General features: G+C 62.8%; 15 protein-coding genes. 4 read left to right on the forward strand and 11 right to left on the reverse strand.

Translation table 11 applies throughout. The annotated features are described in order from the left end of the window. Nucleotides 1-16: 16 nt before the first annotated feature. From A9K65_RS23070 to A9K65_RS23095, 5 genes are all read right to left on the reverse strand, one after another. Nucleotides 17-1,204: a PLP-dependent transferase gene (locus A9K65_RS23070; RefSeq protein ID WP_024503580.1), complete on the reverse strand. Its 1,188-nt coding sequence runs from the start codon at nucleotides 1,202-1,204 to the stop codon at nucleotides 17-19. Then, nucleotides 1,201-1,935 (reverse strand): FadR/GntR family transcriptional regulator, encoded by a 735-nt coding sequence (locus A9K65_RS23075; protein ID WP_013531928.1) that lies wholly within the window; start codon nucleotides 1,933-1,935, stop codon nucleotides 1,201-1,203. The genes A9K65_RS23070 and A9K65_RS23075 overlap by 4 nt, the downstream gene beginning before the upstream one ends. 127 nt (nucleotides 1,936-2,062) lie before the next feature. Further along, the gene (locus A9K65_RS23080) at nucleotides 2,063-3,535 is read right to left on the reverse strand and encodes an FAD-dependent monooxygenase (RefSeq protein ID WP_064995800.1); all 1,473 of its coding nucleotides are present in this window, start codon (nucleotides 3,533-3,535) and stop codon (nucleotides 2,063-2,065) included. A 521-nt stretch (nucleotides 3,536-4,056) separates the two neighbouring features. Continuing rightward, the gene (locus A9K65_RS23090) at nucleotides 4,057-5,430 is read right to left on the reverse strand and encodes a PleD family two-component system response regulator (RefSeq protein WP_064995799.1); all 1,374 of its coding nucleotides are present in this window, start codon (nucleotides 5,428-5,430) and stop codon (nucleotides 4,057-4,059) included. Nucleotides 5,431-5,463: 33 nt separating this feature from the next. Further along, the gene (locus A9K65_RS23095) at nucleotides 5,464-5,835 is read right to left on the reverse strand and encodes a response regulator (RefSeq protein WP_013531932.1); all 372 of its coding nucleotides are present in this window, start codon (nucleotides 5,833-5,835) and stop codon (nucleotides 5,464-5,466) included. A gap of 243 nt (nucleotides 5,836-6,078) precedes the next feature. Between A9K65_RS23095 and A9K65_RS23100 the strand changes: the two genes are divergently transcribed. Next, nucleotides 6,079-6,378 (forward strand): DUF3572 domain-containing protein, encoded by a 300-nt coding sequence (locus tag A9K65_RS23100; protein WP_024503583.1) that lies wholly within the window; start codon nucleotides 6,079-6,081, stop codon nucleotides 6,376-6,378. After that, nucleotides 6,375-7,028 carry a hypothetical protein gene (locus A9K65_RS23105; RefSeq protein ID WP_064995798.1) on the forward strand — a complete coding sequence of 218 codons (654 nt, stop codon included), beginning with the start codon at nucleotides 6,375-6,377 and terminating at the stop codon, nucleotides 7,026-7,028. The genes A9K65_RS23100 and A9K65_RS23105 overlap by 4 nt, the downstream gene beginning before the upstream one ends. 10 nt (nucleotides 7,029-7,038) lie before the next feature. Here A9K65_RS23105 and A9K65_RS23110 read toward each other — a convergent pair whose 3' ends face one another. Both A9K65_RS23110 and A9K65_RS23115 read right to left on the reverse strand, forming a co-directional pair. Then, nucleotides 7,039-8,571, reverse strand: a complete 1,533-nt coding sequence (locus A9K65_RS23110) for a hypothetical protein (protein ID WP_064995797.1) — start codon at nucleotides 8,569-8,571, stop codon at nucleotides 7,039-7,041. Between the two features lie 107 nt (nucleotides 8,572-8,678). Next, entirely contained in the window at nucleotides 8,679-9,254 is a 576-nt protein-coding gene (locus tag A9K65_RS23115) for a GNAT family N-acetyltransferase (protein ID WP_064995796.1), read from the reverse strand. A 65-nt stretch (nucleotides 9,255-9,319) separates the two neighbouring features. On the opposite strand from A9K65_RS23115, the gene A9K65_RS23120 reads away from it, so the two are divergent. Next, nucleotides 9,320-10,648: a DNA polymerase IV gene (locus A9K65_RS23120; RefSeq protein WP_064995795.1), complete on the forward strand. Its 1,329-nt coding sequence runs from the start codon at nucleotides 9,320-9,322 to the stop codon at nucleotides 10,646-10,648. Here the strand turns inward: A9K65_RS23120 and A9K65_RS23125 are convergent. Beyond that, nucleotides 10,645-11,151 (reverse strand): hypothetical protein, encoded by a 507-nt coding sequence (locus A9K65_RS23125; protein WP_013531938.1) that lies wholly within the window; start codon nucleotides 11,149-11,151, stop codon nucleotides 10,645-10,647. The genes A9K65_RS23120 and A9K65_RS23125 overlap by 4 nt on opposite strands. Nucleotides 11,152-11,349: 198 nt before the next feature. Between A9K65_RS23125 and A9K65_RS23130 the strand changes: the two genes are divergently transcribed. Beyond that, a complete protein-coding gene (locus tag A9K65_RS23130; RefSeq protein ID WP_013531939.1) occupies nucleotides 11,350-12,231 on the forward strand; it encodes a DMT family transporter in 882 nt (293 codons plus the stop codon). Nucleotides 12,232-12,243: 12 nt separating this feature from the next. On the opposite strand, the gene A9K65_RS23135 is transcribed toward A9K65_RS23130, so the two are convergent. The 3 genes from A9K65_RS23135 to A9K65_RS23145 form a co-directional block, all read right to left on the reverse strand. Then, nucleotides 12,244-13,047 carry a potassium channel family protein gene (locus tag A9K65_RS23135; RefSeq protein ID WP_063167892.1) on the reverse strand — a complete coding sequence of 268 codons (804 nt, stop codon included), beginning with the start codon at nucleotides 13,045-13,047 and terminating at the stop codon, nucleotides 12,244-12,246. Nucleotides 13,048-13,114: 67 nt separating this feature from the next. Next, nucleotides 13,115-16,642 (reverse strand): DNA polymerase III subunit alpha, encoded by a 3,528-nt coding sequence (dnaE, locus tag A9K65_RS23140; RefSeq protein ID WP_064995794.1) that lies wholly within the window; start codon nucleotides 16,640-16,642, stop codon nucleotides 13,115-13,117. 107 nt (nucleotides 16,643-16,749) lie between these two features. Then, nucleotides 16,750-18,762 carry an acetyl/propionyl/methylcrotonyl-CoA carboxylase subunit alpha gene (locus tag A9K65_RS23145; RefSeq protein ID WP_063172039.1) on the reverse strand — a complete coding sequence of 671 codons (2,013 nt, stop codon included), beginning with the start codon at nucleotides 18,760-18,762 and terminating at the stop codon, nucleotides 16,750-16,752. Nucleotides 18,763-18,892 lie beyond the last annotated feature (130 nt).

Genomic DNA, 18,892 nt, shown 5'->3' on the forward strand with positions numbered 1-18,892 from the left:
ATTTTGAACCCGCTTGTTATTTTCTGGCTTTTTCGAAGGCTTGGGCGACATCCGCCCACAGGTCTTCGACACTCTCCAATCCGACATTGAAGCGGATGGTTCGGGGGCTGACGCCGAAGCGCGCCATCGAATTCAGGCCCGGCGTCTGCTCCAGCGACGCCTTGGCCGGCACGACCAGGCTTTCATGCCCGCCCCAACTGACGCCGATGCGGAAATATTTCAGCGCGTCGACGAAGACGGGGATGTCGATCTCGTCCGTAACCTCGAAGGAGAACAGCCCGGCATAGCCGGCCAGCGTCGCCTTGCCCGGGTGGTTCGAATAGACGGGATGGTTGACCCGCTCGACAGCGGCATGCGCCTTCAGCCGTTCGGCGATGGTCAGGCCGCTCTTCATGTGGTGCGGCAGGCGCAGCGGCAGCGTGCGCAGGCCGCGCAGCAAAAGCCACGCCTCGAACGGTGACAGCTTGCCGCCGAGATAGGAATAGGTCTGCTCGTTGATGTGCTTGATGTGGGCAGCCGAACCCGCCACGACGCCCGCGACCGTATCGCTGTGGCCGCCAAGGTATTTCGAGGCCGAATGCAGCACCAGGTCGACGCCATGCGTGATCGGCTTCTGGAACACCGGCGTCGCCCAGGAATTGTCGATCGTGGTGACGATGCCCTGTTCCTTGGCCAACCGTGTCAGATGCGCGATGTCCTGCAGCTCGAACATCATCGAGGTCGGGCTTTCCAGATAAAGCAGCTTGGCGCCGGGAAGTGCCGCCGCGACCGCATCCGGGTCGGAGCCGTCGACATAATCGACCTTGATGTTGAGCCGCGGCAACAGCCGCTCGAACAAACGGTAGGCATCGCCATAGCAATTGCGCACCGCCACGATGCGCTCGCCCGCACCGACGAACGCAAGCACCGTGGCGCTGATCGCCGCCATACCACTGGAAAAGCCGCGCGCGGCTTCTGCGCCCTCGAGCGCTGCCACGCGCGCCTCGAACTCCATCACCGTGGGGTTGTCGCCGCGCGAATAGATCGGCTGCCTTCGTTTGCCGGCAAAGGTTTCGGCCATCTCGGCATAGTTGGCGAAGGTGAACAGCGAGGTCTGGTAGATCGGCGGCACCACCGCACCGCCGGGGAACGGTTCGTCATGCGCCAAAAGCGTCGCCGCTTCGGCGAGATAGTCGTAATCGAAACCTGATGGATGCTCGTTCATGTCTGGCTCGAGAGTTTGAGTTTGGCCGCGCCGCGCTTGAGGTCGTCCTCGACGGTGGCGATCAGCTTGAGCGCCTCGGCGCGAGCGCCCTGCGGATCGCGGGCAGCAATGCGTTCGTAGATGGTCCGGTGATAGGGAAAGCTGGCGTGGCCGAAGTCACGCACGCCGAGCGGATGCTCCCAGAAGCGGTGAAACAGCTCATGCATGGCGGCGATGATCTGCTCGAACAGCGGATTGCCCGAGACCCGGTAGATCGCCTGGTGGAACTCCCAATCCTCTTCCGACGACATGCCCTCGCGCGTGCGGAACGCCTGTTCCATGATGTCGAGCTTGCGTGCGATCTCGGCAATATCGGCTTGGCTGGCGCGTTCGGCGCAAAGGGCTGCTGCCTCCGCCTCCAGCGCGCGGCGGATCTCCAGCGTCTGCATCAGGCTGGTGAAATCATTGCCGCCGGCCAGTGTCAGCGGCATGTGCAGCATATCAGGCGAAACAGCCGCCTTGAGATAGGTGCCGCTGCCTTGCCGGCGTTCGACGAGGCCGAGCCCTTCCCAGCGTGTCAGAGCCTCGCGCACGGTGTTGCGGCTGACCTTCAGCCGCTCGGCGAGAATGCGTTCGGTTGGGAGTCTGTCGCCCAGCTGCAGGGCTTCGGCGCGAACAAATCCCACCAACGCTTTCAACACGGCGTCGTCGCGCGCCGTGATTTGAATGGGTGGCAGGCTGTTCTGGTCCACATTTCCTCCGAGTGGTCCAATGGTCCAACCAATTCTGCACAGTTGAAAACTCCTGTCAACCGACTGTCAGGAGCACTGTCGGAGGAAGCGACGCAATATTCTCAAGGCGGTCGCGCGATCGCGTCTGCTAACCTGCGGCAGCAGGCGGCCCGAACCAGGTGGTCAGCGCGTCCACAAGGCCCCGTTGGGTTCCCGCCCCGGCCCAAGCCACATAACCATCGGGCCGGATCAAGACCGCGTCGGGCGCAACGACACTCCCGAGAGCCGGCAGGTCCCAGATACCGGCGTAACCGGCGTCGATCTGCCGGACCCGTTCTGCCCAGGGCGCGATGTCCAGTCTGCCGGGCTCACCGAGGTTGAGCAGCACGGGCCGCGCGTCGTGCAGCAAGGTGAAGACCCGCAACGGTCCGCCGGCGGTGGTCAGATCGAGATCGGGCATTCGCCGCCCAAGCAGCGGGTGCCCCTCGCCGAGGTCGTAGTGGACACACAGGCCGGACATCTCGGCTGCGATCTTTTTGCGGGGTTCATCCATGCCGAGCAACTCGGCAACGGTGTCGGCCAAGGCCTTGCTGCGGTCATCCGTGCGGCGAAGCGCGACCTGCGCCATCGTGTTACGCAACACGCGGGCGGCAACCGGATGGCGCTCGGCATGATAGCTGTCGAGAAGGCTTTCCGGCGATATCCCCTTGATGACCTGGGCCAGCTTCCATCCAAGGTTCACCGCATCCTGCACGCCGATGTTGAGGCCCTGTCCACCCATCGGCGGATGGACGTGGGCGGCATCGCCGGCCAGGAGCACGCGTCTGTCGCGATATGCGGCAGCCTGGCGCGTCATGTCGGTGAAGCGGGAGAGCCAGGTCGGGCTGTGGACCCCGAAATCGGTGCCATAGATGGCAGCCAGCGCCTCGCTGAGCTCGCGTAGCGTCGGTTCGCCGCGCGCCTCCAGGCGGGGCTCCGTCAGCACGACGCCAACCTTCTTGCCGTCCTCGATCTTACCCAGGGCATGAATTCCGGAGGCGTTGCTGCGGAAGCCCCATGGCGGTTCTTCCGACATTTCGACCTCGGCAATCATCCAGCTCATCGTCGGATCCCATCCGGCGAACTCGATACCGGCCGCCTTGCGAATGGTGCTGCGGCCTCCGTCGCAGCCGACCTGATATGCGGCCCTCAGGCGGTGACCGGTGGACAGTTCGACGTCGACGCCGCTGTCGTCCTGGATAAACCCCGCAACCTCGTGTTCACGATAGATCGGCACCTTCAACTCGCCGACCCAGTCGGCCAGGATGCGCTCGATGTGGTTCTGCCGCAGCGCCAACAGGTAATTGTGCCGGGTTGGGAAATCGCTGATGTCCAGGCGGATCATGTGAAAACCTACGGCCGGGCTCACTTGGCCCTGCGAGAGGAACCGATCGGCAATTCCGCGCTGGTCGAGCACCTCGATGGTGCGTGCATGGAGGCCGCCTGCGCGCAGGCCGGCAAGTTTCTGATCCGGCCGCCTTTCGACAATGGCAACGTCGACGCCTGCTAGCGCCAGTTCGCCCGCCAGCATCAATCCCGTCGGACCACCCCCGGCGATCACCACCGCATGATCTGAAACCATTATCATCACTCCCGTTTTCCGCACCTTGGTTCGGGTCGGTTTTACGGGAGGAGCCGGGTCTTGCCGCAAGCCCCTTGTGCGCCATATGTATGAAATGGAAGGGAACGGTATTGTTCCCCCTGTTGGTTGCCGCGGAACAAGCGCTCGGGGCAATTTCCCGTAACGATATCCAGATTTTCAGGCGTAAAAACCCAGAGTCTTCCGTGCTTTGGCACGGAGCTCTGATGTTCATTGGAAAGAAGGGGGCCGGTCGGCGTTTGGCAGCGGTACGAGGAGGCCACTATGTGCCAGCGCCGGCCGGCCGACCCCACGGACCCAGGAGATGCGGCGGACCTGAGCATCATGGGGTATTCCCAGGGACCGGAGCCGGCGGTCTATCCTCGTGCCGGCTTCGTCTTGGCCTGCACAGTCGCGCAAGAGCTTATGAAAATCAACAGTTTCTTAACCAAGGCTCGCGAATCGCTTGGATTAAGGTAAACGGGTAACCCTGTCGGGTTGACTGGATAATCGGGGCTGGATCACTACGCCGCCTTGGCGACGACCCGATTGCGGCCGCCGCTTTTGGCTTCGTAGAGCGCGAGATCGGCACGCTTCATCAGCGCCGCCACCGTGTCCACGCCCTTCAGCACCGACGACACGCCGACGCTGACCGTGACTTCGATCGCCTTGCCGTCCTGGCCGATGGCGAAAGCCGCCTGGGCGATTTCGGCGCGAATGCGCTCGGCCACCTTCTCGGCCACCGCGCCGTCGGTATCCGGCATCACCACGACGAACTCCTCGCCGCCAAAGCGGCAGGCAAGGTCGATACCCCTGACATTCTTGCGCAGCCGCCGTGCGAATTCCCGCAGCACCTCGTCGCCGCCATCATGACCGTGCGCGTCGTTGATCGCCTTGAAGCGATCGAGGTCGGTGATCATCACCGACAGCGGCCGGCGCCGTGCCACGGCGCGATCGAACAGCGTCTGCAGATGGCTGTCCAGATAGCGGCGATTGTGCAGCCCGGTCAGACCGTCGGTCACCGCCATTTCGATTGTCTGGGTGACGCTGGCCCGTAGCTGGTCGTTGTAGCGCTTACGGCGCACCTGCGTGCGCAGCCGTGCCGTCAGTTCCTGCTGGTCGATCGGCCGCATGAGATAGTCGTTGATGCCGAGTTCCAGGCCGCGAATGATACGTTCCTCCTCGCCCTCCTCCGCCAGCAGGATAATCGGCACGAAGCGGGTGCGATCGAGCGAGCGCAACTGCGAACAGAGCCTCAGCGGATCGAAATCGGCGAACGCGGTCGAGATCATCACGCATTCATAGGATGTCTCGGCGGCCTGGAAGAAACCGGCATGCGGATCATGTGTGACGTCGAGGTCGGCCCGATCACGCAGCATCTTCTGGATGCGCTCGACGGATGTTTTGCGCTCGTCGATCAAAAGCACTTTCGGCGTCGTGTCCTCGGATGCGAAATTGCGGCTGAGCAACTCCTCGATGCCGATATTGCGCGTCGTCGAGGCGCGCAGCCGCAACTCGTCGGTCAGCGACTTCAGCCGAACTAGGCTCTTGACGCGCGTCATCAGCTGCAGGTCGTTGACCGGCTTGGTCAGGAAGTCGTCGGCGCCAGCCTCAAGCCCGCGGACGCGGTCGGAAACCTGGTCCAGCGCGGTGATCATCACCACCGGAATGTGCGATGTCGCCGGATCGCTCTTCAGCCGCCGACAGACCTCGAAGCCGTCCATATCAGGCATCATCACATCGAGCAGCACGACATCGACCTTGCCGTTCTCGCAGGTCTCGATCGCATCCGGCCCGTTGGTGGCGGTCAACACTTCGAAATATTCGGCCAGCAGCCGCACTTCCAGCAGCCGCACATTGGCAGGGATATCGTCGACGACGAGGATCCGCGCAGTCATTTCATAACGCTCCGACTCGGCTGAAGGGGCACATCACGCATCGCCCAGATAGGATTTGATGGTTTCGATGAAACGCGGCACCGAGATCGGCTTCGAAATATAAGCCTCGCAGCCACCCTGGCGGATACGTTCCTCGTCGCCTTTCATGGCGAAGGCGGTCACGGCAATGACGGGGATGACGTGCAGTTCGTCGTCCTCCTTCAGCCATTTGGTCACTTCAAGCCCCGACACCTCAGGCAACTGGATATCCATCAAGATGAGATCCGGCCGGTGCTGGCGTGCCAGATCGAGCGCTTCCAGACCGTTGCGGGTGCGCACGGTCTCGTAACCGCTTGCCTCGATGAGGTCCCGAAAGAGCTTCATGTTGAGCTCATTGTCCTCGACGATCATAACCTTCTTCGGCATCGATATCCCGTCCCGGCCGCCCTTCCGCTTCGAAGGCGACCGTCATGCGCCCATGTCTGAACGCACCAAACCCTGCTTCACTTTACGGCAATATGATTGACGAAACGGAAATCCGCGGCTGGAAACAGCGCGAATTCCACCTCGTCGCCTGCGCGTCCAAAGGGCGCGCCACGCTCTAATGGCTTGCCGCAAGCAACTCTTGCCATTACTGCGGGAGAGACTCATTCCACACCGAAGGTAGTGATGGCAAACGCAGCGTCAATGCGCGAAGAAGCGGAATCGATTGCCGTGAAGGCCCTGGGCTTTGTCGCCTCCGATCCGGAGCTTTTGCCGCGCTTTCTGGCTATCACCGGCATAGAGGTCCATTCGATCCGCAAAGCCGCCAGTGAGCCGGGTTTCCTGGCTGGTGTCCTGCAATTCATCCTCGCCCACGAGCCGACGCTGATGCGCTTTGCCGAGGAAACCGGCACCCCGCCGGCTGCTGTCGGCAAGGCCCTGCGGTCGCTGCCGCTGGGCGATGACAATCACGAGCATTCCATATGAGCGATGATCCAGAAACAGCGCGCCAGATCGAAGAACTGGCAGCCGACAACCGGCCGTTGCTGGTGCTCGATGTCGACGATGTCGTGCTCGAATTCATCCGCCCGTTTCCGAATTTCCTCAAGACGCGTGGCTATGGCCTGACGCTGGCCTCGTTCCGGCTGACCGGCAACATCGCAGAGACGGCCAGCGGCCGCCTGATCGAACAGCCCGAAGTCACGGCACTGCTGGGCGATTTCTTTGACACGCAAGCCGATTGGCAAAACATTACGGACGGCGCAGCAGAGGCCCTGGCAGGACTTGGCGACCGCGCGGAAATCATCTTGCTGACGGCCATGCCGCACAAACACCGTGCCGTGCGTCGTGTCCATCTCGACGCGCTTGGACTGAGCTACCCGCTTCTGACCACTGAAATGGCCAAAGGACCGGCAGTGGCCAAGCTTCGCGGCAAGGCCGGCCGACCGGTGGTCTTCGTCGACGATCAGCCGCACAATCTGGCGTCGGTGCGGGAATCGGTCGCCGACGCCGAACTGTTCCACCTGATGGCCGATAATTCGCTGCGCGCATTCCTGCCCCCGGTGACGGACGATGTGGTCGTCGTCCAGGACTGGCACGAAGCCGCACCGAAGATCGCAAGCGCGCTGAGGCTCTAAACTCCAGCCTTCAGGGGTTCAGTTTCGCACCTGCGCCGCCGCTGTCGTCCCCGCTGTCATCGTCGCCGTCACCATCGTCCACGCTGTCGTCCACGGCCGGATCGGCAGGCTTCAGCATGACGCCATTGACGGTGACCGAACCGTCGGCCTTGGCGTTGACGATCCATTCCAGCCGGCCATCGGGCAGCGTCTTGCCGAAGCCCTTCGCCATGAGAGCGACTGGCACGTATTGGGCCACCTCCGGTTCCGACTTTGCCGCTTCCTGCAGGCCTTCGACAAGCTTGTCGAAGCCGGCGACATCGACGGTCACGCTACCTTCGGGCTTTTCGCCTGGGAATGTCATCTCGCCTTCCAGGGCGATCTCCGTATCCTTGTTCTTCACGGTGCTGTGGCCAAGCACGACCTTCGGCGTTTTGGCCATGAAGTCGGCCTTAAGCTGCTCGCCGAATTCGGCAGACAGCGGCGGATTCTTATTGAGATCAAAGGCTTCGATCGCCTTCTTCGCCATGCTGTCGAGATCGATATTGGCGCCGCCAAAGTTCAAATCGACATCGGTGGGCAACAACCCCACGCTCCAGCTCGGGAGAAGCTGGGTCGGCACGGTCAGTCCCGATGCCTTGATGCCGTAGGTGATCGTGCCATTTTGGGCGACGCCGTCGGAGCCGAATACGGTGCTGAGCTGGGTGGCGCCGAAATTGCCGACCGGGCTTTCCACCGCGAAATCCTTGAAACCATAGGTCCCGTCGATACGCTGCCAAAGCGGTAAGGCGGCGAACAAAAGCGATTTGAGCTGCGCCTGGTTGGCCTTCAGCGTCGCCTCGTCCTCGTTGGCCACAGCAAATGCCAGGAGATCGAGCAATGGCTTGGTCTGCACGCCCTTGCCGCTGGCTTCGACCGACAATTCCGGCGACCTGACGGTGACCGGGAATTTCAGCCCGCTCTCGGGGTCATCGAAATTGATCGCTTCGACAAAACTCGACACCTTCTGCGAGGTTGTGAAATCGACGCCCCCGGTCGCCGACTTGGTCGCGGCAACGGTCGCGATGCCAGCGCCGGTGCTGGCCTCCATGTGCTGCTTGGCATCCTTCGACGCCATCGTCATGCCGGCCATCGAACTGGTGCCGCTGGTGAAGGCCGCCAGATTTGGATCGTAGACGCCCGAGCCCTTGCCGTCCTTGATCGAAAACTGAGTGCTTTGCAGGCCTTCGGGTCCGTTGAACTCGAAGGAGGCGCTCTGGGAGAAATCCATCGAGACATCCCAGGATCCGTCGCTGCGCGGCTTGACCATCAGGGCATAGGGCGCGAAGTCGAACTTCAGCAGTTTCTGGTCCGGAAATGATGCGGCAAGTGCCTTGAAATCGAACAGGATCTTGTAGGCACCACCTTCCAGCGAAACCTTCAAAATGCCTTTGTCGATCGCCTGCTTGCCGACATAGCGGGACAAGTCGTCGGACAATTGCTTCGCACCCTGACTGTCGACGGTCTGACTGAGAGCAGGGGCACTCAACGCAAGAAGGAACACGAATGGCAGGGCACGGTTCACGCGAATTCTCCGTTTGACCGAGAAGAAAGGCTTTGTCCGTCTGGTATGAAATTACCGCTGCAACCGCAAGGTGAGATCGACAACGGCATCCGGGCAGGCAATCTCGATCAAAGCACCAGCCGCATCAGCGGCCGACCGGCCTTGCGTTCCAACAGCCTCTCGAAACCAGCCTTCTCGAAGACCCGCGACGAGCCGACGAACAGGCCGATCGAACGCGAATCGCGAGACAGATCTATCGGACAAGCCTCGAGCAGCCGTGCACCGTTCTGGCGGGCAAAATCGATGCCGCCTTCGACGAGGCGATGCGTGATGCCCCTGCCGCGCGCCTTGCCGCGGATGAAAAAGCAGGAGATCGCCCAGACGGCCGGATCCGTGGCGTCGGCAGGATTGACCGGTGCCGACCCCCTGCCCTGGTTGTTCCATTCGGGCACGTCGGCGCGCGGTCCGATCTGCATCCAGCCAACCGCCTGACCGTCCTCGAATGCCAGCAGGCCCGGCGGCGGGCCGGCCTCGATGCGCGCCTTGATGTGGTCCTTGTTGCGTTCCCGGCTGCTCTCGCGACGCATCGCCGGCGCCAGCCGGAAATGCGTGCACCAGCAGCCGTAGCAGGCACCTTGCTTGCCGAAGAGGTCCTCGAATTCAGCCCAAAGCTCGGGCGCAAGCGGCGCTATGGTCGTGCTCATGCGTTCTCCCCAGGCCAGCCTTGTCGCTGGCCTTGCACTGTCGTACCATTGCCTCTGTTCTCTTTATGTTCGCAGCGATGGCGGCCCCTGTCAACAATCCCGATCACGGTTTTTGCCGCGACTGCCTGATGCTTCAGCGCAGCCAGACGCGCCGCTGCGAGCGCTGCGGCAGCCCCCGGCTTGCGCGTCATCCCGAGCTTTACCGGCTGCATCTGGCCCATATCGATTGCGACGCCTTCTATGCGGCAATCGAAAAGCGCGACAATCCGGCGCTCAAGGACAAACCGTTGATCATCGGCGGCGGCAAGCGCGGCGTCGTCTCCACCGCATGCTACATCGCCCGCATCCAGGGGGTGCGCTCGGCCATGCCGATGTTCAAGGCGCTCGAAGCCTGCCCGGAGGCGGTGGTCATCAGCCCCAACATGGAAAAATACGTCCGCGTCGGCCGCGAGGTGCGCGCCATGATGCAGGCGCTGACGCCGCTGGTCGAGCCGCTGTCGATCGACGAGGCGTTTCTCGACCTCGCCGGCACCGAACGGCTGCACGGCCTGCCACCCGCTATGGTGCTGGCGCGCTTTGCGCTGGCGGTCGAGAAGGAGATCGGCATCACCGTTTCGGCCGGCCTGTCCTACTGCAAGTTCCTCGCCAAGATAGCGTCGGACTTCCGTAAACCGCGCGGCTTCTCGGTCATCGGCGAAGCCGAGGCGGTCGGCTTCCTGGCGGCGCAGCCGGTGACCATGATCTGGGGTGTCGGCAAGGCGTTCAACGCAACGCTGGAGCGTGACGGCATCCGCACCATCGGCCAGCTGCAGCAGATGGATCGCGGCGACCTCATGCGCCGCTATGGCACGATGGGCGACCGGCTCTACCACCTTTCGCGCGGCGAGGATGTCCGCCGCGTCGATCCCGATCAGGACGCCAAGAGCGTATCGGCCGAAACCACCTTCGACACCGACATCGCGTCGCTGGAGGAACTGATCGCGGTTCTCAGGGGTCTTTCGGAAAAGGTTTCGGCACGGCTGAAAAAGTCAGGCATTGCCGGGCGCACCGTGGTGCTGAAACTGAAGAGCCAGGATTTCAAGCTGCGCACGCGCAATCGCCAGCTCGGCGACCCGACCCGGCTCGCCGACCGCATCTTTCAGACTGGGGTGGAGCTTCTGCGCAAGGAAACCGACGGCACGAAGTATCGGCTGCTCGGCATCGGCGTCAGCGACCTCTCGGACGACGACAAGGCCGACCCGCCCGATCTGGTCGACATCCAGTCGCGCAAGCGCGCCATGGCCGAAGGCGCCATCGATGCCTTGCGCGACAAGTTCGGCCGCAAGGCGGTGGAAACCGGCTACACATTCGGCAAGGGCCGCGATGCCCATCCGCCGGAGCCGCTCGAGGATTAGGTGCGCTGCAAGTCTATCCTGCTCGTCACCACGCTCTTGCCGGTTTTCGGGTCGGTGTCGATGACGGTCAGCCGCATGCCGTTCTCGCCGCGTTTCTCGACCTTCATCTGCGCCCTTCGGTCGCCATTGACCTCCTTGGCCCAGCGAATGCCCAGGTTGATCGCATTGCCCGAACGGCTGCCGTTGAGTTGCGCCGGTCCCGTGCGAGAGCCGACATAGGTGCCGCTGTATTTGGCACCTGTAACTTTCAGATTGGCGCTGATGGCCCGCGACACCACAATGAGACCGCGGCAATTTCCATCCAGCGATAGCGAGGTTGAGGTCGCATTCGACTTGAAGCTGCACGATACGGTGACGTTCGGAGCATCCGTGGTTACCTGGACAGTGCCCTTGCCGGCGAAATTGCCCTTGAACGACTGGAGAAATTGGGTCTCGTCGGCATGTGCTGCACCTGCCGCAACCAATAGACCGCCGGTAAGCGCGAATTGCGCGAAGGATCTCATCGAAGCTCTCCTTGTCGTTTTCGAAAAAAGGCGGGGCGGTCCACGAGCACGGCTGACCATCGGGACTCAACGCCACCTACCGTTTCAGGTTCCGCCCGCCACATGACTGTTTTACAACATCGGGCCAGTCGCGACTGGCCCAGAAGAATGCCTTGGCTAGCGGTTGCGGCAGAGGTGCTGGCCTGCGACATAGCGCGAATGGCACCCACCCCCTCGATCCCCAAGGCCGCGTTCTGGATGGCGCTGTCTATCGCCTCGTTCCTTGGCATGACGGTCGCCGGCCGGGCCACGACAGCGGAGCTCAACGTCTTCCAAGTGCTGGAGTTGCGCTCCGTGATCGGTTTCTTCATCCTGCTGCCGCTGGTGATGATGAGTGGCGGCTTTCAAGCCATGCGCACGCAGCGCCCGGTTGCCCATATCGCCCGCAACGTCATCCATTACACGGGCCAGGCGGCATGGCTCTACGCCCTCACCTTGATTCCGCTGGCCGTGTTGATCTCGATCGAATTCACCACTCCGATCTGGACAGCTATCCTGGCGGTGATCTTTCTGGGCGAAAGGCTGAACCGGCCCAAGTTGGCAGCGATCGCGCTGGGGCTGATAGGCGTGGTGATCATCGTGCGCCCCGGTGTCGGCTCGGTCGATCCTGGACATCTCGTCGTGCTGGGCGCCGCGGCCTGCTTCGGCATCTCGGTGGTCACCGTCAAGTCGCTGACCCGGACGGACAGCGTCGTACGCATCATCTGCTGGATGCTGATTGTCCAGTCGGTGGTCGGTCTCATCCCGGCGCTCTATACGTGGCGCAACCCGCCACTGGAGCTATGGCCATGGATCGTGCTGATCGCCTTCACCGGCATGTCGTCGCATTTCTGTATGGCCCGAGCGCTTGGCTATGCCGACGCGACCATCGTCTCGCCGATGGATTTTCTACGCGTGCCGCTATCGGCACTGATCGGCTGGCTGCTCTATAGCGAGCAGATCGACGCCTTCACCGCCGGCGGCGCGCTGCTGATCCTGATGGGCAATCTGCTCAATCTGCAGCGCAGGCAGATAAAGCCGGCCGAAGTGGCGGCGTCGTAGTCCCGCGGGCCGTCAGTTCCCTTCGTCGGGTATGTTGAGAAGATGGCCGCAGGCCTTGCAATGCACGGCGTCCGGCTCGTGCCGCCGCAAGCCGCACTGCGGACAGGGAAACAACACCTTGGCTGGCCGGAAGATCGCCTGAGCCAGTCTGACAAACAGCGATATGCCGATGATCATGGTGACGATTGCCGTCAGCTTGCCGGCCATGCCCGGCAGCACGATGTCGCCGAAGCCGGTCGTCGTCACCGTGGCGACAGTGAAATAAAGCGCGTCGATATAGTTTTCCAGACCGGCGCCAGTGCGAAAGAAGAACGTGTAGACGAAGCCGGTGATGACGAACAGGAAGGTCAAAAGGTTGATGACCGCGTGGCTAGCCTCTCGCCACGGCCGCAGTCCTCGCATCTCGAAATGCCGCCAGAGCGAACCGCTGCGTGACAGCGACCACAGCCGCAGGATGCGCAGGAAGGCGAGATTGGCGAACGCCGTTGGCATCAGCAGCGTCAAGAGGATGAAGACATCGACCCACGAGGTCGGCTGCTTCATCAGCCGCAGCATGTTCTTGGAGGCAAGCAGGCGGGCAGCGAGGTCCGCGGCAACCAGCGCGGCCGCCGAATAGTCGAGCCAGAGGAATGACGGCTTGTCCTGGAGAACCGGCGTCGCGATGAAGAAGGCGATGATGGCGAGGTCGATGACGACGGCCACCAGTTGGAACCGGAAAGCGGCCGGCGTGCGCCCATGATAAAGCCTGCGCAGCCGGTCACGCAGCCGCGCCAAGGCTGAAACCGCCTGCGACCCATTCCTCTGCGCCGGCTTCATGCTGACTGCGCCGGCGTTGGCGGCAGCGACCGCCCGGCTGATTGCCGCGCGCCGAAAAGAGCGGGGGTCACACCAATTCCACTTCGACCACGCCCGGCACCGCGCGCATCGCCGAGGCGATCTGCGGCGAGATACGGTAGCGGTTCGGCAGCTCTATCTCGATTTCACCCTCGCCTTCTTCCTTGATCAGCACGAAACTGACCTGGCCTTCGCCCCTGACGGTCAGTTGGCCGGCCAGCGTGTTGATCGGCGTGGCGTTGCGCACGAAGATACGCAGCGCCTTCTGGATGCGACTTGCCTCATCCTCCAGCGACTGCACCGAGTTGATGCGCAGATTGACGCCTTCCGGCCTGTCCTCGGCCGCAACGGTGATGACGACGGAGCGGCCGGCCTCGAGCAGGTCGCGATACTGTGCCAGTCCTTCCGAAAACAGCACGGCTTCGTACTGGCCTGACGTATCCGAAAAGGCGATGACGCCCATCTTGTTGCCGGTGCGCGTCTTGCGTTCCTGCTTGGATGTCACCGTGCCGGCCAGACGGCCGGCGGCGGCACCGCGTTTGACGGCCGCCGAGAACTCGGCCCACGTCTGCACCCGCATCTTCTGCAGGGCCGCCTTGTACTCGTCGAGCGGGTGGGCCGAGAGGTAGAAGCCGACCACCTGGAATTCACGATGCAGCCGGTCGGCGGCGAGCCACGGCTCTGTCGCCGGCAGATTGAGTGCCTGCGACTGGGCGCCGAGCGAGGCGCCGAAGATGTCGTGCTGTCCGGAAACCGCGTTCTGCTGCGCCAGCGACGCCAGCCCCATCATGCGTTCCACGCCCGCCATCATCGACGCGCGGTCGTGGCCGAAGCAGTCGAGCGCGCCGGCCATGATCAGGCTTTCGAAGACGCGCTTGCCGACGATCTTGGGATCGACCCGCTCGCAGAAATCGGCGAGGCTCTTGAACGGCTTTTCGCCACGCTGGGCAACGATGTGCTCGACCGCCGCGTCGCCGACGCCCTTGAGCGCTGCCAGCGAATAATAGATGCGGTTCTCACCGACCTCGAAGGGGCGAAAGCTCGATGTCACGGACGGCGCCAGCACCTCGATGCCGAGGCGCAGCGCGTCCTGGCGGAAATCGGCGAGCTTGTCGGTGTTGCCCATGTCGAGCGTCATCGACGCCGCCAGGAACTCGACCGGATAATGCGCCTTGAGATAGGCGGTCTGGTATGAAACCACCGCATAGGCGGCGGCGTGCGATTTGTTGAAACCATAGTCGGCGAACTTGGCCAGCAGGTCGAAAATGAAGTCGGCTTGCGGCTTGCCGACGCCACGCTCGACCGCGCCGGAGACGAAGCGCTCGCGCTGCTTGTCCATCTCGGCGCGAATCTTCTTGCCCATGGCGCGGCGCAGCAGATCGGCTTCGCCGAGCGAGTAGCCCGACAGCTCCTGCGCGATCTGCATCACCTGTTCCTGGTAGACGATGACGCCTTGCGTCTCCTTCACCAGATGGTCGATCTTGGGATGGATCGAGGCCATCTCCTCCTCGCCATGCTTGCGGGCGTTATAAGTCGGGATGTTTTCCATCGGGCCGGGTCGATACAGTGCGACCAGCGCGATGATGTCCTCGATGCAGTCGGGCCGCATGCCGATCAGCGCCTTGCGCATGCCGGCACTTTCCACCTGGAACACGCCGACCACTTCGCCGCGCGACAGCATGGCGTAGGTCTCGGGATCGTCGAGCGGAATAGTCGCCAGGTCGATCTCGATGCCGCGCCGGCGGATCAGCTTCACCGCCGTCTCCAGCACGGTCAGCGTCTTCAGGCCGAGGAAGTCGAACTTCACCAGTCCGGCCTGCTCGACATATTTCATGTTGAACTGGGTGACGGGCATGTCCGAGCGCGGATCGCGGTACATCGGCACCAGCTCCGAGAGCGGCCGGTCGCCGATGACGATGCCGGCGGCATGCGTCGAGGCATGGCGGTAGAGGCCTTCCAGCTTCTGCGCCATGTCGAGCAGCGTCTGGACGATCGGCTCCCTCTCGGCCTCTTCGGCAAAGCGCGGCTCGTTGGCGATGGCGTCGGCGAGCTTGACCGGATTGGCCGGATTCTGCGGCACCATCTTGGAGAGCTTGTCGACCTGGCCATAGGGCATTTGCAGGACGCGGCCGACGTCGCGCAGCACGGCGCGCGCCTGCAGCGTACCGAAGGTGATGATCTGGCCGACCTGGTCGCGGCCGTATTTCTGCTGGACGTAGCGGATGACCTCCTCGCGCCGATCCTGGCAGAAGTCGATGTCGAAGTCGGGCATCGACACGCGGTCGGGATTGAGGAAGCGCTCGAACAGCAGCGAGAAGCGCAGCGGATCAATGTCGGTGATGGTGGTCGAATAGGCAACCAGCGAGCCTGCGCCCGAACCGCGGCCAGGCCCGACCGGAATGCCTTGCGCCTTGGCCCATTTGATGAAGTCGGCAACGATCAGGAAGTAGCCGGGAAACTTCATCTTGGTGATAATGCCAAGCTCGAAGTTCAACCGCTCGCGGTATTGCTCGACCGTATAGCCCGCGGTCGGGCCATGCATGGCAAGGCGCGCGTCGAGCCCCTCATGCGCCTGGCGGGCCAGTTCGTCGGCTTCCGCCTGCACGGCAGCGTCATTGTCGGCGACATCGCCGCCGGTGAAGCGCGGCAGGATCGGATTGCGGTTCTTCGGGTAATAGGAGCAGCGCAGCGCGATCTCGACAGTGTTGTCGATCGCCTCCGGCAGGTCGGCAAAGAGCCTTGCCATATCGGCCTGGCTGCGCAGGAAATTGTCGGGCGACAGCCGGCGGCGGTTGTCGGCGGCGACGACCGATCCCTCGGCGATGGCAATCAGCGCGTCATGTGCGTCATAGTCGTCGCGAGAGGAAAAGAACGCCTCGTTGGTGGCGACCAGCGGCAGTTCATGGGCATAGGCCAGATCGATCGAGGATTTTTCGATCACGCGATCATAACCGGAAACCCGGTCAAGCTCGACATAGAGCCGGTCGCCGAACATATCCTTGAGAGTCAAAAGCCGGGCTTCGGCCAGATCGCGGCGATCTTCCTTGAGCGCGGTGCCGATCGGTCCGCGCGGCCCACCGCTGAGGCAGATCAACCCGTCACAATAGCCTTCCATCATTTCGGTGGTCAGGTGCACGGCTTCGCCCGGCGGCGTTTCGAGGTAGACGCGGCTGACCAGCCTGACCAGATTGGAATAGCCCGCCTCGGTCGCGGCAAGCAGAACGACCGGCCGCATATCGGGACCTTGCCGTCGGCGGTCGCGCTGGCCATCGCTGTTTTCGCCGGAAAAGGCGAGCGCCGTCTGGCAGCCGATGATCGGCTGGATGCCGTCCTTCACCGCCTTCTGCGCGAATTCGAGCGCGCCAAACAGGTTGTTGGTGTCGGTAACGGCGATGGCCGGGGCTTCGTCCTTGACCGCATGAGCCACCACCTTGCCGATCTGCAAGGCGCCTTCCAGCAGCGAATAGGCCGAATGCACGCGCAAATGGACGAAGGGCCGCGCCGGGGCCTCCGGCCGCGCCGCAGCAATCGCCGCTTCTCGCTTCAAGGGATCGCGGGGGAGTTTTTCGTCGGCCATGGTGCTGCGTGAAGGTCCTTGAGTCGATGGAGATGTATTGTCCGGGACCGCGCGATGCCAGTCCAGCACAAACCACTGCTGATCACAGGCTGCCTGCCCGGCTAGCCCTAAGCAAACTCCATGATCACGGCGTCGACAGCCAGGCTGTCGCCCGGCTTGGCGTTGAGTTTGGAGACGACAAGGTCGCGTTCGGCACGCAGCACGTTTTCCATCTTCATCGCTTCGACCACCGCCAATGTCTCGCCTGCCTTGACCTCCTGGCCTTCGGCAACGGCAATCGACACGACAAGGCCGGGCATCGGGCAAAGCAGCAGCTTCGACGTGTCCGGCGCCACCTTTTCGGGCATCAGCCTTTCCAGTTCGGCGGTGCGCGGCAGCATGGCGCGCGCGGTCACCGACATGCCTTTCCAGGCGATGCGAAAGCCATTGGCGACCGGCCTGACCTGAGCCGTAACCTTGCGCTTGCCGACCGTACCGCGCCAGACCAGATCGCCCGGCCGCCAGTCGGATGCAACGGTCAGCGCCTTGCCGCCCGCGATCGACAGATCGACTTCCATCGGAATGGAAATCATGCCCTCGATGATGGACGCCGACAAATAGTCATCATCGATCTTCACGACCCAGTCGCGCTTCAGCGCTCCCGAATGCGGCGCCAGGCGCCCGCCCAGCCGGTCAAGCCGATCACGTCGCAGCAGTTCCACTGCGGTCGCGATCGACGCCAGCACCGCTTTCTCGTCGTCGTTCGGCACGACCGGCGCGAAACCGTCGGGATATTCCTCCGATATGAAAGCGGTCGATATCCGCCCTTCCCGCCAACGCTGATGCTGCATCAAGGCAGCCAGGAACGGAATGTTGTGCTCGATTCCGTCGACGACGAAGCTGTCGAGCGCTTCCGACATGGCATCGATGGCTTCCAGACGCGTCGGCGCCCAGGTGCACAGCTTGGCGAGCATCGGATCGTAGAACATCGAGATTTCGGAGCCTTCGGTGACGCCGGTGTCGTTGCGGATGACGACATCGCCGAATTGTCCTTCCTCCGGCGGCCGGTAGCGCGTCAGCCGGCCGATCGAAGGCAGGAAATTGCGGTAAGGGTCTTCGGCATAGAGCCGGCTTTCCACCGCCCAGCCGTTCAGCTCGATGTCGCTTTGCTTTAGGCCAAGCTTTTCGCCGGCGGCGACGCGGATCATCTGCTCGACCAGATCGATGCCGGTGATGAGCTCCGTCACCGGGTGCTCGACCTGCAATCGTGTATTCATTTCAAGGAAATAGAAGTTCTTGTCATTGTCGACGATGAATTCGACCGTGCCGGCGCTCTGGTAGTCGACGGCCTTGGCCAGCGCCACAGACTGCTCGCCCATGGCCTTGCGTGTTGCTGCGTCCAGGAATGGCGACGGCGCCTCTTCGGCGACCTTCTGGTTGCGTCGCTGGATCGAGCATTCGCGCTCGCCGAGATAGAGCGCGTTGCCATGCGCGTCGGCCAGCACCTGGATTTCGATGTGGCGCGGATCGACGACGAATTTCTCGATGAAGAGACGATCGTCGCCGAACGAACTCTTGGCTTCCGAGCGCGCGCGGTCGAAGCCATCGCGCACTTCGGCTTCGCTCCAGGCGATGCGCATGCCCTTGCCGCCGCCGCCGGCCGAAGCCTTGATCATCACGGGATAACCGATTTCGCCGGCGATCTTTTCGGCATGATCGGCATTCTCGATGACGCCGAGCCAGCCGGGCACGGTGGAAACCTTGGCGGCGTTGGCGAACTTCTTCGATTCGATCTTGTCGCCCATCGCCTTGATCGCCTTGGGCTTCGGGCCGATGAAAATGATGCCTTCCGCTTCCAGCGCCTCACAGAAGGCCGCCCGCTCGGACAGGAACCCGTAGCCGGGGTGCACGGCCTGGGCTCCCGTCTCCTTGCACGCGGCGATGATCTTTTCAGGGACGAGATAGCTCAGCGCGGCTGGCGAAGGCCCGATATGCACCGCCTCGTCGGCCATCTCGACATGCACGGCGTCGCGATCGGCATCGGAATAGACCGCGACCGTGGCAATGCCCATCTTGCGTGCCGTCTTGATGACGCGGCAGGCAATTTCGCCGCGGTTGGCGATCAGGATCTTGGTGAACATGCGAAATGTCATCCCTCGGGTCGGCCGTTCCTTTTATGGCCTGTGCTTGCAGGGTCAAGCCGACCATGCAATTCACTGCCTTTCAATCGACTTGCGATTCCAATTCATCGCTGTGGCCCAGTCGGGGAGC

It is taken from the genome of Mesorhizobium sp. WSM1497, from assembly GCF_001672455.2.
GTDB lineage: Bacteria > Pseudomonadota > Alphaproteobacteria > Rhizobiales > Rhizobiaceae > Mesorhizobium > Mesorhizobium ciceri.

Coding starts and splice junctions, on each gene's coding strand:
- A9K65_RS23070 (WP_024503580.1), bottom strand. CDS start 1,204: ATGAACGAGCATCCATCAGGTTTCGATTACGACTATCTCGCCGAAGCG.
- A9K65_RS23080 (WP_064995800.1), bottom strand. CDS start 3,535: ATGGTTTCAGATCATGCGGTGGTGATCGCCGGGGGTGGTCCGACGGGA.
- A9K65_RS23090 (WP_064995799.1), bottom strand. CDS start 5,430: ATGACTGCGCGGATCCTCGTCGTCGACGATATCCCTGCCAATGTGCGG.
- A9K65_RS23095 (WP_013531932.1), bottom strand. CDS start 5,835: ATGCCGAAGAAGGTTATGATCGTCGAGGACAATGAGCTCAACATGAAG.
- A9K65_RS23100 (WP_024503583.1), top strand. CDS start 6,079: ATGGCAAACGCAGCGTCAATGCGCGAAGAAGCGGAATCGATTGCCGTG.
- A9K65_RS23105 (WP_064995798.1), top strand. CDS start 6,375: ATGAGCGATGATCCAGAAACAGCGCGCCAGATCGAAGAACTGGCAGCC.
- A9K65_RS23115 (WP_064995796.1), bottom strand. CDS start 9,254: ATGAGCACGACCATAGCGCCGCTTGCGCCCGAGCTTTGGGCTGAATTC.
- A9K65_RS23120 (WP_064995795.1), top strand. CDS start 9,320: ATGTTCGCAGCGATGGCGGCCCCTGTCAACAATCCCGATCACGGTTTT.
- A9K65_RS23125 (WP_013531938.1), bottom strand. CDS start 11,151: ATGAGATCCTTCGCGCAATTCGCGCTTACCGGCGGTCTATTGGTTGCG.
- A9K65_RS23130 (WP_013531939.1), top strand. CDS start 11,350: ATGGCACCCACCCCCTCGATCCCCAAGGCCGCGTTCTGGATGGCGCTG.
- A9K65_RS23135 (WP_063167892.1), bottom strand. CDS start 13,047: ATGAAGCCGGCGCAGAGGAATGGGTCGCAGGCGGTTTCAGCCTTGGCG.
- dnaE (WP_064995794.1), bottom strand. CDS start 16,642: ATGGCCGACGAAAAACTCCCCCGCGATCCCTTGAAGCGAGAAGCGGCG.
- A9K65_RS23145 (WP_063172039.1), bottom strand. CDS start 18,762: ATGTTCACCAAGATCCTGATCGCCAACCGCGGCGAAATTGCCTGCCGC.